The sequence below is a fragment of the Mesorhizobium sp. M5C.F.Ca.ET.164.01.1.1 genome, assembly GCF_004792125.1.
In the GTDB taxonomy this organism is placed as follows: domain Bacteria; phylum Pseudomonadota; class Alphaproteobacteria; order Rhizobiales; family Rhizobiaceae; genus Mesorhizobium; species Mesorhizobium wenxiniae.
Map to the genome: position 1 here is coordinate 330,863 of NZ_SRTG01000003.1, position 12,811 is coordinate 343,673.

Annotated in this window: 10 protein-coding genes; 6 read left to right on the plus strand and 4 right to left on the minus strand. The window is 59.9% G+C overall.

The window, feature by feature from the left end; all coding sequences use genetic code 11:
• Window positions 1-5: 5 nt before the first annotated feature.
• The 4 genes from nadE to EN807_RS22585 are packed head-to-tail and all read left to right on the plus strand — an operon-like array spanning window position 6 to window position 4,873.
• Entirely contained in the window at window positions 6-971 is a 966-nt protein-coding gene (gene nadE / locus EN807_RS22570; protein ID WP_135936749.1) for an NAD(+) synthase, read from the plus strand.
• Window positions 972-975: 4 nt separating this feature from the next.
• Entirely contained in the window at window positions 976-2,997 is a 2,022-nt protein-coding gene (gene asnB, locus EN807_RS22575) for an asparagine synthase (glutamine-hydrolyzing) (RefSeq protein WP_135936719.1), read from the plus strand.
• On the plus strand, window positions 2,994-4,550 hold the full coding sequence (locus EN807_RS22580; RefSeq protein WP_189522546.1) for a class I adenylate-forming enzyme family protein: 1,557 nt from the start codon (window positions 2,994-2,996) through the stop codon (window positions 4,548-4,550). The genes asnB and EN807_RS22580 overlap by 4 nt, the downstream gene beginning before the upstream one ends.
• A 56-nt stretch (window positions 4,551-4,606) precedes the next feature.
• Complete coding sequence (locus EN807_RS22585; RefSeq protein ID WP_127315029.1) at window positions 4,607-4,873, plus strand: acyl carrier protein; 267 nt, start codon at window positions 4,607-4,609, stop codon at window positions 4,871-4,873.
• Window positions 4,874-4,945: 72 nt separating this feature from the next.
• Here the strand turns inward: EN807_RS22585 and EN807_RS22590 are convergent, their stop codons facing one another.
• Entirely contained in the window at window positions 4,946-5,638 is a 693-nt protein-coding gene (locus EN807_RS22590; protein WP_135936720.1) for a class I SAM-dependent methyltransferase, read from the minus strand.
• A 430-nt stretch (window positions 5,639-6,068) separates the two neighbouring features.
• Here EN807_RS22590 and EN807_RS22595 point away from each other — a divergent pair, with 430 nt between their 5' ends.
• Both EN807_RS22595 and EN807_RS22600 read left to right on the plus strand, forming a co-directional pair.
• Window positions 6,069-7,811, plus strand: coding sequence for a type I secretion system permease/ATPase (locus EN807_RS22595; RefSeq protein WP_189522547.1), 1,743 nt, complete (start codon window positions 6,069-6,071; stop codon window positions 7,809-7,811).
• Window positions 7,804-9,192, plus strand: coding sequence for an HlyD family type I secretion periplasmic adaptor subunit (locus EN807_RS22600; protein WP_135936722.1), 1,389 nt, complete (start codon window positions 7,804-7,806; stop codon window positions 9,190-9,192). Before EN807_RS22595 ends, EN807_RS22600 begins: the two co-directional genes overlap by 8 nt.
• A 37-nt stretch (window positions 9,193-9,229) precedes the next feature.
• On the opposite strand, the gene EN807_RS22605 is transcribed toward EN807_RS22600, so the two are convergent.
• Genes EN807_RS22605 through EN807_RS22615 form a run of 3 tightly spaced genes read right to left on the minus strand, consistent with a single transcriptional unit; the run spans window position 9,230 to window position 12,757 of the window.
• Window positions 9,230-10,492 carry a polysaccharide biosynthesis/export family protein gene (locus tag EN807_RS22605; RefSeq protein WP_135936723.1) on the minus strand — a complete coding sequence of 421 codons (1,263 nt, stop codon included), beginning with the start codon at window positions 10,490-10,492 and terminating at the stop codon, window positions 9,230-9,232.
• On the minus strand, window positions 10,479-11,756 hold the full coding sequence (locus tag EN807_RS22610; protein ID WP_135936724.1) for a hypothetical protein: 1,278 nt from the start codon (window positions 11,754-11,756) through the stop codon (window positions 10,479-10,481). Before EN807_RS22610 ends, EN807_RS22605 begins: the two co-directional genes overlap by 14 nt.
• Entirely contained in the window at window positions 11,753-12,757 is a 1,005-nt protein-coding gene (locus EN807_RS22615; protein ID WP_135936725.1) for an SDR family NAD(P)-dependent oxidoreductase, read from the minus strand. Before EN807_RS22615 ends, EN807_RS22610 begins: the two co-directional genes overlap by 4 nt.
• Window positions 12,758-12,811: the final 54 nt, after the last annotated feature.

Here is a 12,811-nt window from a genome sequence, read left to right on the forward strand (position 1 = left end):
TCAGCATGGGCACGCTGGTGCTCGATGCTCGCGCGGAGGTCGATCGCATCGTTCAGATCCTGCGCGAGCAGGTTTTTGGCACGCTGCGGCGTCGTGGCGTGGTTGTCGGCCTCTCCGGGGGTGTCGACAGTTCCGTTGTCGCATCGTTGTGCGCACGCGCGTTCGGGAAAGACAAGGTCTTGGGGATATTCATGCCGGAGCGCCATTCCTCCGGCGATTCGCTAAGGCTTGGCCGCAGCGTCGCAGCCCAGCTTGGCATCGATACGGCCCTGGAAGACCTAGCACCTGCACTTGAGGCCGTCGGCGCCTATCGCCGACAGATCGAAGCGATCCAGACGGTCGTTCCCCAGTATGGCGACGGCTGGAAATGCAAGCTCGTGCTCGCATCGGTTCTCGAGAGCAACGGTCTCAACATCACACGCCTCACGGTTCAGGATCCCGAGGGCAAGACCGATACGGTGCGTCTGTCGCCGGCAGCCTATCTGCAGATCGTTGCTGCAACCAACTACAAGCAGCGCCTGCGCAAGATGACAGAGTACTACCATGCGGACCGCCTCAACTATGCCGTTGCAGGTACGCCAAACCGCCTGGAGCATGACCAAGGCTTTTTCGTCAAGCAGGGCGACGGAATTGCCGATCTGATGCCAATCGTCCACCTCTACAAGACCCAGGTTTACCAGCTGGCTGAATACCTTGGGGTGGATGAAGAGGTCCGGCGGCGGCCGCCGACCACGGATACTTTCTCCATGGCCCAGAGTCAGGAGGAATTCTACTTCGCGCTGCCTTATCATCTGATGGATCTGTGCCTCTACGGCTTGAACCACGGAATTTCTGCCGACGAGGTCGCCGCAGCTGCCGGCCTCACCACGGCCCAGGTTCAGAAAGTCTTCAAGGACATCGACAGCAAACGGCGTGCCGCACGCTACCTTCACGCACGGCCTTTGACGACTACTGCCATGGGCGAGGGCTGACCGGATGTGCGGCATCGCCGGAATCATATCGCTAAGCGCCTACGCGGCGCCTCCTTCGCGCGAGGCATTGATGCACATGGTGGGCGCACTCGCGCATCGCGGCCCTGACGAGCGCGGCCTTTACCGTGACAAACGCGCGGGATTGGCGCATGCCCGCCTGTCAGTCGTCGATCTCTCCAACGGCCAGCAGCCACTCGCGGACGCGGGCGACACGACGTGGATCGTCTTCAACGGCGAGATCTTCAACTACCTCGAGCTGCGTGAAAAGTTGATCGCCCTCGGCCACCGCTTCCGCACCCATAGCGACACAGAGGTCATCGTCCATGCCTATCGTGCGTGGGGCGAGGCTGCCTTCGAGCGGATGAACGGGCAATGGGCGGTCGCAATCTGGGACTCGGTCGCGGGTCGTCTCGTGTTATCGCGCGATCGGTTTGGCATCTGCCCCTTGCATTTCTGCGAGCATGGGGGGCGCCTTTACTTTGCCAGCGAAGTGAAAGCCATTTTCGCGGCCGACATGAATATACCCCGTTCCTTCGATCCAGCCGGCATCGATCAGACTTTCACGCTCTGGACAGTCGTCCCGCCGCAAGGCGTATTTCAGGGGATCAGCGAACTCACCCCGGGGCACGTCCGCATTTACGAAAGTGGCACCGTTCGCGAGCGGGCCTTCTGGAAGCCTTGCTATCCCGAAATTTCCGATCCCCGCCGTGGAGAATTCACCGGCTCGCTCGACGACGCGGTGGACGAGGTGCGCGGCGCCCTGGAGTCTGCGACGGCGCTCAGGATCGTGCAGGCCGACGTGCCGGTCGGCTGCTATCTGTCGGGCGGGCTCGACAGCTCGCTAGTCGCCACGCTGGGAAGGCGCTACGCGGGCGAGCGGTTCCAGACCTTCTCCCTGCGTTTTGCCGACGCCGAGTATGACGAGACCCGTTTCCAGCGCCTGGTCGCCGGCGCGACCGGGAGCGAGCACCATGAGGTGGTGGTTTCGCGCAGCGACATCGCCGAGATCTTTCCCGAGGTGATCTACCACACAGAGCGTCCAATCCTGAGGACCGCGCCTGCGCCGCTGTTCCTGCTCTCTAGGCTGGTGCGAGAACACGGCATCAAGGTCGTGCTGACCGGCGAAGGAGCTGACGAAATGTTCGCTGGCTATGACCTGTTCCGCGAAGGCAAAGTTCGCCGCTTTTGGGGACGCCAGCCCGCATCGACAGGACGCTCACGGCTGCTGGAGCGCCTGTATCCCTATCTCAGCCGCTCACCGGTGCATCAGCAAGCAATGGCGCGCCAGTTCTTCGGGCGCGATATCCAGGCCTATGACACGCCCGGCTTTGCGCATGACACACGCTGGCGCACCACCAGCGCCATCAAGCGATTGTTCTCCGCCGACATGCGCGCCGAGTCCGAGCGCCGCAATGCCGTGCCCGAGCTGATCGCCCGCCTGCCCGCGGAGTTTTCGCGATGGGGCTCGCTCGCGCAGGACCAGTATATCGAGATCCAGACGCTGATGTCTGGATACCTGCTTTCTTCGCAAGGCGACAGGATGCTCATGGCCCACTCCGTCGAGGGGCGCTTCCCGTTCCTGGACGATGAACTCGTGACGCTCGCGAATTCGCTTCCGGCTGCCTACAAGCTGCGCGTCCTCGACGAAAAGCACGTGTTGAAGCGCGTGGCGGAACCGATCGTGCCGTCGGAAATCGTGGCCCGCAAGAAGCAGCCGTACCGAGCGCCCAACGCGCTCTGCTTCGTTGCCGACGATGCTCCGGCCTATGTCCGCGAAGCGCTTTCGGAGACGGCGCTGCGCGAGGCAAACGTTTTCGATCCGAAGTCGGTCACGCGTCTGCTGGACAAGTGTCGGGACAGAGCGAGCGATGGCGATCTGTCCAACTCCGACAACATGGCGCTGGTCGGCGTGCTGTCGACCCAGCTCCTTCACCAGCAGTTTGTCGCAAGCCGTCCCGGGGGGGTCCGCCTAGGCGAGCTCAGCGTCGACGTCGACCGCGAGCATCGCGAAGAGGTGCTGGCATGATGCATGGCGCCGTACCACTGCTGCATGACTACCTCACCCACGCCGCCAGCCGGGTCTGTGACAAGGTGGCGCTGGTGTGCGGCGGGCAACGTGTCACCTATGGCGAGCTCGAAGCGCGCTCGAACGCCATCGCGCAACATCTGGCCTCGGCTGGGGTTGCACGCGGCGATCGCGTGATGATCTTCGCCGACAACACTGTCGAGACGGTCGTCGCCTTCTGGGCGGTGCTCAAGGCGAATGCCGTGGTGTGCATCGTCAATCCGCTCACCAAGAGCGACAAGCTTGATTACCTGCTTAACGATTGCCGACCGACGGCACTGATCACGGACAGGCACCTGCACTCGATCTTTAGCGAGCCGGCACGCAACTGCCCGTCATTGCGCCGGGTGATCGTCTCCGGGCCGATTATCGACACCGAGCTGGCAGGATTGCCGCACGCCGTGCGCTGGGACAGCGTGGTCGCCGCCGATGGCAGCGTACCACCGGCGCGCCGCTGCATCGATATCGATCTCGCTGCCATCATCTACACATCTGGATCGACAGGCGAACCCAAGGGCGTGATGCTGACGCACAGGAACATGACTGCCGCGTGCACGTCGATCGCTTCATATCTGAAGCTGTGCGAAGACGAGGTGATCCTCAACGTTTTGCCTCTCGCCTTCGACTACGGCCTGTACCAGATGATCATGGCGTTTCGCACTGGCGCTCGGCTGGTGCTTGAACGCTCGTTCGCTTTCCCGGCGCAGATCCTCGGGTTGATCAAGGAGGAGAGGGTAACAGGTTTTCCCGGCGTGCCGACCATCTTCGCCGCACTCTCGGATCTCAAGTCGCTGAAAGACCATGATTTTTCGAGCATTCGCTACGTCACGAACACTGCGGCTGCCCTGCCGCTCAAGCACATTCTCATGCTGCAGGACCTGTTTCCGGATGCGCGCATCTATTCAATGTATGGCCTCACCGAATGCAAGCGCTGCACCTATCTGCCGCCGGAAGACCTTGAGCGAAAGCCATTGAGCGTCGGGGTCGCCATCCCGAACACGGAAATGTGGATTGTCGACGAGCATGACAAGCCGGTCGGTCCTGATGTCGTTGGCCAACTCGTCATCCGCGGGGCGACGGTGATGAAGGGCTATTGGGGCAAGCCGGAAGCCACGGCCAGAAAACTCAAACCCGGCCCGCTGCCGGGCGAGCAGGTCTTGTACACCGGCGACTACTGCCGGATGGACGCGGAAGGCTACCTCTACTTCATCGGGCGCGGCGATGAGATCATAAAATCGCGAGGAGAGAAGATAGCGCCGAAGGAGGTGGAAAACGCGCTGCTGGATATTCCGGGTGTGCGGGAAGCCGCGGTCATCGGCGTTCCGGACGAGTTGCTCGGACAAGCTGTGAAAGCCTTCGTCGTGATCGAGCAAGGAAGAATCGTCGGCGAAAGGCAGTTGCAGAAAGAATGCCAGAGACGATTGGAAAATTTCATGGTTCCGAAGTCCATCGTAATCGTACCCAGCCTGCCGATGACAGACACGGGCAAACTCAAAAAAACGGCCCTGTCGTGAGGCGGTTTCTGGATGAAATTGATCAGCATTCATCTTTTGTATCGGAGGAGGATTCAATGTTGTCTACCAAGGATAGAGCCGAGACCTGCAAGGACCAGATTCGCGCTTTCCTGGCGTCGAATTTCTACATAGCCGACGCAGATTCTCTGGAGAGCAACACGTCCCTTCTCGACCAAGGCATCGTCGACTCGACAGGGGTACTCGAGGTTATCGGCTTTATCGAGGAGACCTTCGGCATCACCGTGGAAGACAGCGAGCTCCTGCCGGAGAACCTCGATTCTATCCAAGGAATTGCGCAATATGTTCTCCGCAAGCAAAACTGATTGCCGACATCTGCCTAGCGATGTTTTACGCCGCCGACATCGCCACCGAGCCTGCCGCAGTCGCGGCACGGCTCACGCTTGTGACGTGGTATGTCCCACAACCACCCTGCCCTCGCCGGCTTCGTTCGTGACCGCGCGGATGTTCTCGTAAGCCTTGGAACGCTCGAGCAGACTGATCACCTGCCGGTCCTGGCCGAGGCCGACCTCGAAGAGCAGGATGCCTCCGCGCCGCAAGTAGCGCGGCGCGTCCTTGATCACCCGCATATGGATGCTCAGGCCGTAGGGGCCGGCCGCAAACGCTTCACGCGGCTCGAGCTCCGTCAGATGCGCGCGGTCGCCCTCAAGCCGCTTTTCCGAAATGTAGGGCGGATTGCAGACGATCACGTCCATCGTACCATCAAGCTCCAAGCCCGAGAAAGCACTGAACAAGTCGCCCTGAAGCACGCACACGCGATCCGCCATGCCGTGATGGGCGACGTTGCGGCGCGCGACTTGGACGCATCCATCGGTAAGATCGCTCGCCCAGACACGCGCGGTGGGAGCGTAGTGCGCGATGGCGCACGCCAGATTGCCGGCCCCGCAGCACATATCGACGACGCATGGCGCCGGCAGGTTCATCTGACTCAGAACATCGAGAGCGGTCGTGCCAAGCAACTCCGTCTCCGGCCGGGGAACGAGCGCACCGGGCGCGATGAGCAACTCCAGCCCCATGAAGACGGTGCGGCCTTTGCTGTAGGCTTCGGCGACACTGATCTCTTCGCTCATGACAGACCCGCCTTCCTGACATTGCCGGTGCCATTGTCCGACAATTCCGTCCCAATTAAGTGTATCTCAAATTCATTGAATTCGCGATTGGCAAATCGAAAAACACTCGCCGCCCTAAGGTTTGAAGACATGATGCAACAAAAGGTGATCATGAGCCTCTCATCTGTCGCATGATTGGGAATATTGTCTCATCATTGGAAATATCCGGGTTCCCAGCCCTGTTATCCCCAGCCTTGCAAAGCCAATTCCCGAATTCTCGGTCCTGCGTCACGATTTTGCTACATTTTAATCAAAAGGCACATACGTAAGCAAAGCGTAATGTTTCAGTAGCTAACGGAAAGCAGCCGCTTCCCGCAAGGCAAGAGGGTTTACCCATCATCGACATGACCAACACGTTCGCGCGGCAATTTCGCACGAAAGATCGCAGATCATGAAGTCAACGCAAGGGCGCTCGCCCGATCTACGCTCCGCTCTGTTCGGCTCAATGCATGGACTGGTTGGCGTCGGCGTTTTCTCGGCAGTGATAAACGTTCTCGCCCTGACCGGCTCCGTCTATATGCTCCAGATCTACGATCGCGTGCTGCCTTCCCAGAGCATTCCGACTCTCATCGGATTTACGATCGGGATGCTTGGCCTCTACGCTGTCTATGGCCTCCTCGATTTCGTCAGGCTTCGCCTGTTGGTCCGCATCGGCAGCCGCCTGCACAGAGATCTGCAGCAAAAGGCGTTCGCTGCCTCGCTTTCCCTGCCGCTTACTGCTGGGCAGGATGCGAACCGGGTGCAGCCGCTTCGCGATCTGGACCAGTTGCGCGGCTTTCTTTCCGGACTGGGACCGACGGTCGTCTTCGACGCTCCCTGGATTCCTTTTTATATGGTGGTCATCTATCTGCTGCACCCTTCGCTTGGTGTGTTGGCAACCCTCGGCGCGGCTGCCGTCGTACTTTTGACGGTAGTCGCGGAAGTCGTTGCCCGCAAACCCGCCGCGCGTGCGTCTGAGACGCTCGTGGCACAGCGGCTTCTTGCCGATTCCGGCCGCCGCAATGCGGAGGTTGTCCAGGCGATGGGCCTTTCCGCTCAGCTCGGTCGGCGCTGGAATGAGATCAGCCATCTTTACCTCAAGAACCAGGAACAGCTCTCCGATGTCGTCGGCGCAGCGAGTTCATTGTCGAAGACACTTCGAATGGCCCTGCAGTCCTCGGTACTGGGGCTTGGTGCCTACCTTGTGATCGGCGGCGAGGCTTCGCCCGGCGTGATCATCGCATCGTCCATATTGCTGGGCCGCTCATTGGCGCCGGTCGATGTGGCAATCGCAAACTGGAGAGGATTTCTGGCCACCCGGCGAAGCTATACCGATCTGGCGGCAGCGTTGGATGCTTTCGGTAGCCAGAAAGACCCTATGGAGCTGCCGCGCCCACAGACACAGCTTGCGGTCGAGGAACTGACGGTCGCGCCACCAAGTCTGCAGAGACCAACGCTCGTCAATGTAAGCTTTCGCCTGTCGAGGGGCGCGGGGTTGGCGATCGTCGGCCCGAGCGGCTCTGGCAAAACGACGCTCGTGCGTGCTTTGGTCGGGGCATGGAAGCCGCTTCGTGGAACGGTAAGGTTGGACGGCGCCTCGCTCGATCAGTGGAATTCGGAACTGCTCGGCACCCATATTGGCTACCTGCCGCAGGACGTTGAACTGTTCGACGGAACGATCGCAGACAACATCTCAAGGTTCGGCGGCAAGAGTGACGCAAAAGGCGTGCTGGCAGCCGCCAAGGCTGCGGGCGTGGACAAGATGATCATGCGTCTGCCGGAAGGTTTCCAAACGCGCATCGGTGAAGGCGGAGCGGCCCTGTCGGCTGGGCAGAGGCAACTCGTCGGGCTCGCCAGAGCGCTTTATGGTGATCCATTCCTTGTCGTTCTCGACGAACCAAATTCCAATCTGGATGCCGACGGCGATGTTGCCTTGGCCGGGGCAATCCTCTCGGTGCGCGAGCGTGGCGGCATCGCGATTGTTGTTGCGCATCGTCCGTCAGCTCTTGTCAACATCGATCAGGTGCTCGTCTTGTCGAATGGCATGCTCCATTCATTTGGCTTGCGCGAAGACGTTCTGGCAAATGTGGTCCGGCCCTTCCCGCGGCAAAATAGTGTCGTCCCGCTGCAGCAAGGTGCAAGCGGCCATGCGTGAGGTGTTGCTGCGTTTCTTGAGGTCTTGCTCCGTGACCCTGTCATCATTTGCTCGGGTCGCTGGCGCAAGCCGAGGGATCGGGACGAATCCAATCGAAGAGCCGGATGGCATCAGGGCCAATCTGATCCTGGGCCTGGCGACCACCTTGCTGTTGATCCTCGGCGGAGGACTCTGGCTGGGGTTGACCAAGATTGCCGGCGCGGTGATTGCGCCCGCCACCGTGGTGGTCGAAAGCAACATAAAGAAAGTCCAGCATCAGACCGGCGGCACCGTCGGCGGCATCTTCGCCCAGGACGGGGACCATGTGCGTGCCGGCGATGTGTTGGTCAGGCTGAACGACACGTTGACACGAGCAAACCTGCAGATAGTAAGCGAGGATCTCGACCGCGCCACCATTCGTCTGGCGCGGCTGGAGGCCGAGCGACAGGGCCTGCCGGAAATGCAACTTCCACCCACCATTCGGGCCCGGATGGGCGACCCGCAACTGGCGGCACTTGTCCGTGGCGAACGCGCCGTGTTCGAAAGCCGTGCCGCGGCGCTAGCTGGCCAGAAGGCACAGTTGCAAAGCCGCTCGAAGCAATTGGAACGTCAGATCGATGGCCTCAAAGCGCAGCAGGCGGCGATGGATGAGTCACTCGATCTGCTGACGCTGAACCTTGCTGACGTCGAGTCTCTCTACTCAAAGAAATTGGTCTCTAAAGAGAGGCTGAGCACTATCAGCTTGGAGAAGAGCCGGACTCGCGGCGAGTCAGGACGCCTTGTCGCAGCAATCGCGGAGGTCCAAGCGCGCATCAGTGAAACTGACCTGCAGGTGCTTCAACTCGACGAGCAAATGCGAAGCGAGGTAACGAGCGAACTTCGTGAAACGGAAGCCAAGCAGACCGAACTCAATGAGCGCAAGGTCGTGGCGGAAGACGAACTCGCCAGGACAGATATCCGCGCCCCACAGTCGGGAACGGTACAAGAATCCTCGATCCACACCATCGGAGGCGTGATTGCCCCCGGAGAAGTGCTCATGATGATTGTGCCCGATACCGACAACCTAGTCGTGGATGCGCTCGTTTCTCCAGAGCGTATCGATGATGTGCGTCCTGGACAGCGGGTTTCAATCCGCTTTCCGGCTTTCGACGCAGGGACGACACCTGTTTGTCAAGGCTCGGTCAACCGCATCTCCGCAGATCTGATTAAAGATCAGCAACGTCAGCTTTCGTACTTCTCGGCACGCATCAATGTCGAAAATACCACGACCTGTCTGACGGGAGCGAAAATACTCAAACCCGGCATGCCCGCCGAAGTTCACATACGCACTGACGAGCGCAATGTATGGTCCTACTTGCTGAAACCCTTTACCGACCAGGTTTCCAGAGCTTTCAGGCAGTAACGCAATCGGCAATCGCGACAGAACAAGGTAAAGCAGTCTATCGGACCGCGGCGTTCTCGAGACCGCTGCTGAACCTTACCTCTATCGTGTCACCCGGTGAGACCTCGGTGTCTTCTCCGGCCGGCTGTTTGCGCCATTCCTCACCCACCTTGCGGATGATCGTGACCTGAGCCTGGATGGTTTCGCCGGCAACTGGCAGTGGCTGGGCGGACGCCCCCGTGGGCTGCAACTTCTGGCTGGCGGCGCGAAGTCTTGCGGTGATGTCGGCAAGACGCACGTTGGTGTCCTTCAGCTCAGTCAATAGAGCCATCCTTCTCAGGTTGTCATTGCGCTCGCGCTGCCTGAGAAAATCATCCTGCTGGCGTCGTGTTCTCATGAGCTCAACCGACGTTTCGAGCGCCCGGCTGGAAGAGAGAATCACACCACGCCGGACATCGGCAAGTCTGTCGTTGGTCAGATTGCCTGCTTTATGCACTTTCGTTATTCGTGCCAGGTCTTCCTCGTCCGCTTTCACTGCCTCGGCTTCGGCCTTCTCGCGCTTGAGCAGGACCTCGATTTGCGCCGCAGCAGCCTTGGCACTTTGTTCAAGGTAGCTTTGCTCCTGCTGGAAGTTGTCCAGGGAAATCTTGAGCCCTTCTGCTTCAGCCTGGGCGATTGCCGACACGAAAGCGGCCGACAAGGGTGACCCTTGTGGTGGCTTCATGTCGAAATTCGCCTGGTTCTGAAGTTCGGCGCGCAGGCGGGCGCTATGAAAATAGTCTCTGGTGTACTCCCCCCAGGCCGATTCATAGTCGCGCCGCAGATCCACCGGATCTGGGCCAACCTGGTTTGCCCTTGCCCGCAGAAGGCTGAAACCGCCAGACACGGCGATCGCCTGCCGCACGGTCATGAGCGGTCGGTAAGCCTGCTGTCCGGGAGTGAGCACGTCGCCAGTCACGTAGATCGGGCGATACTCTGCGATCACGGCGGTGACGTCGCTCGGCTTGACGACGATCATTTGCTCCCGCCCATCGGGCAGACGCTGGTGAAATATCTTGGTAGTCAAGATCGTCTCCATGCGTGTCTGCAATTCGGCCGGAGTGAGGCCGCCGACCGAAACCATGCCGACTTCGGGAAGCGCTATCGTGCCGTCCATTTGAACCATGACCCGTTGCGTTCGTTCCGGGATGGAGGCAATTCCTATCTCGACGGTATCGCCGGCGGAAATTCGATACGCGACCCGCGTCTCCGCTGCGGCGGCCATACCCACGGCAGCCAGCATACCAAGCGCGGCAAGAAAGATACGATTAGTGAAGACCATTGGTGACAATCTCCTTCCGGTTCAACGTCGACTCTTCCGGCCAATCGACACGGGAGACGAAGTCGTAGACTGGCCCGCCGGGCACACCCCAGTTGCTCGACCAGATTACCTGCGAGCCGTCAGGGGACGGTGAGGCATGACTCTCGCTTCGATAGTCTAACTGAGTGCTTCTCGTTTGTGCGATGCGTCGGACGTCCCCGCTGCCGTCGATGCGCAGCGCGATCACTTCCTGTGCATATGGCGCCCAGTCCGGGTGTGCCGATATCTCATCCGGATCGCCGCCATAGGTCAGGAACACCCAACCAGGCCTATCCAGCGCACGCAGGGATGCATGCATGGCTTCGCCGTATTTTATAAGTGGGGTGACCCTGCCGTCGGACAGCCTTCGCTTGATCACCTGATACTTGTCCGGATCGGACTTGCTGATACCGACATAGACTTCGCTGCCGTCGTCATCGACTGTCATATCGCCATGCCCGGGCCGGTGATGTTCCATCCACCTCTGGAGCAAAGTGCCCTCGACACTAAAAATGAAGCCCTGTTCGATGCCGCTTGTTATCTCCTGAAGGCATAGAATGTTGGTTCCGAGCGGAGAAATCGAGCAGGTGCCGTTGGTTCCGCCAATATGCTCAAGATCGATGTCCGGGAATTTCCGCCGTTGCTTGAGATCGTAAGCAAAGACCACCGCATCGCCATCCTTACGCACTGCGCGCACGGCTATGCGGTCACCGTCACGGCTTGGATTTCCCTTGCCCGGCCCGAAATGGAAATCGTGATATTCAGTCGAAACAAACAGGACATCTTCGCGATTGGTCCGTGGCGCCCAGGTCGACACTTGCCGACCCTGAACGCAGATCATCAGATCGGCATTTTGAGGGTGCCATTCGCATTCAGTCGATCGAGCGCGGCGGAACAGCGGAGCATATGTGTGCCCGTCGAAAAAGCACATGCCGCCGCTACAGCCGTTGGTAATGACGAGAAGGCTCTGGTCTGAATTCCAGGCTTGGGCACTCGAATAACGGTGGCTGCAATATTTGTTCCCGCATGCGACCCCATTGCCAAGCACTCCCGGCTTGGTAATGCGCGTAAAGATTGTCCCAAACGCCGGATCCGTCACTGGGCGCAGATAGTCGGGCAGATCCATCATCACCGGCGCGACAAATTGTGTCTGCTCGCTGCTTTGCCGGCTTCCGGCCGCGGGCAGACCCAACGACATGGCAACGGCAATCAGCAGCAGAGCCGATGCACGCGGGTAGAAGGTCATGTCATATAACCCATTTCGCGGCGTACGCGGCCTGCGCTGAGGCGCGCCTGCCACCATCCGATGGTTCGCTCCAATCCTTCCCGCAGGCTGGTCTGCGCCCGCCATCCGGTCTTCGTCTCGAGTTGCGAAGAATCGGCCAGCAAGGCACGGACTTCGGAATTCTGCGGCCGCAGACGGCGTTCGTCGCGGTGAACCGGTTTTTTGGAGCCGCTCAACTCGAGCACCAGATCCAATACGTCCGAGACCGTCACAGCGCGCTGGCTTCCGGCATTGTAGGCATGGCCGAATTCGAGCTCGGCCGAACCTGCGGTCAGGAACGCCGCCGCAGTGTCTTCCACAAAAGTAAGGTCGCGGACCGGACTTGTGTCCCCGACCATGATCGCCGGGCAATTTTTGTCGAGAGCCTGCCTTATGATGGTCGGCACGATGGCCCGCTCACTCTGACGTGGGCCGTAGGTATTGAACGGTCGCATAATCACGACGGGGACGTCGAACGACCTGGCGTAGGACTCTGCCATCATGTCCGCGCCGATCTTGGATGCCGAATAGGGTGACTGGCCCTGCAGCGGATGGGATTCGCTGATAGGCATGGTCTGTGCAGTGCCATAGACCTCGCTGGTCGAGGTGTGCACCACACGCTCTGTCTCCCATTGCCGCGCCGCTTCGAGGACATTCACTGTGCCCAGGATGTTGGTCTCCACATAGGATTGGGCGGCAGCGTATGAGTATGGAATCGCGATGAGTGCGGCGAGATGAAATACAACGGCCTGGCCACGCATGATCCGGCTCAGGAACGCGCTGTCGCGAACGTCGCCGCGGACGAGGTTCAGCTGGCTTCGAATGGTGTCCGGCAAATCATCCAGCCAACCATGACTGTCGAAGGAATTGTAGAGGGCGAGCGCCGTGACATCCGCCCCACTACGGACGAGCGCTTCGGTGAGATGCGACCCGATGAACCCATCGGCACCCGTAACCAGAACTTTCCTACCCCTGTAGTTCATGACTAAGCGTTCCCCCTGTGACGTAAAGCGCTGACTTGCGAATTCACCAGAGCG

Coding starts and splice junctions, on each gene's coding strand:
- asnB (WP_135936719.1), top strand. CDS start 976: ATGTGCGGCATCGCCGGAATCATATCGCTAAGCGCCTACGCGGCGCCT.
- EN807_RS22615 (WP_135936725.1), bottom strand. CDS start 12,757: ATGAACTACAGGGGTAGGAAAGTTCTGGTTACGGGTGCCGATGGGTTC.
- EN807_RS22585 (WP_127315029.1), top strand. CDS start 4,607: ATGTTGTCTACCAAGGATAGAGCCGAGACCTGCAAGGACCAGATTCGC.
- EN807_RS22605 (WP_135936723.1), bottom strand. CDS start 10,492: ATGGTCTTCACTAATCGTATCTTTCTTGCCGCGCTTGGTATGCTGGCT.
- nadE (WP_135936749.1), top strand. CDS start 6: ATGGGCACGCTGGTGCTCGATGCTCGCGCGGAGGTCGATCGCATCGTT.
- EN807_RS22590 (WP_135936720.1), bottom strand. CDS start 5,638: ATGAGCGAAGAGATCAGTGTCGCCGAAGCCTACAGCAAAGGCCGCACC.
- EN807_RS22600 (WP_135936722.1), top strand. CDS start 7,804: ATGCGTGAGGTGTTGCTGCGTTTCTTGAGGTCTTGCTCCGTGACCCTG.
- EN807_RS22580 (WP_189522546.1), top strand. CDS start 2,994: ATGATGCATGGCGCCGTACCACTGCTGCATGACTACCTCACCCACGCC.
- EN807_RS22595 (WP_189522547.1), top strand. CDS start 6,069: ATGAAGTCAACGCAAGGGCGCTCGCCCGATCTACGCTCCGCTCTGTTC.
- EN807_RS22610 (WP_135936724.1), bottom strand. CDS start 11,756: ATGACCTTCTACCCGCGTGCATCGGCTCTGCTGCTGATTGCCGTTGCC.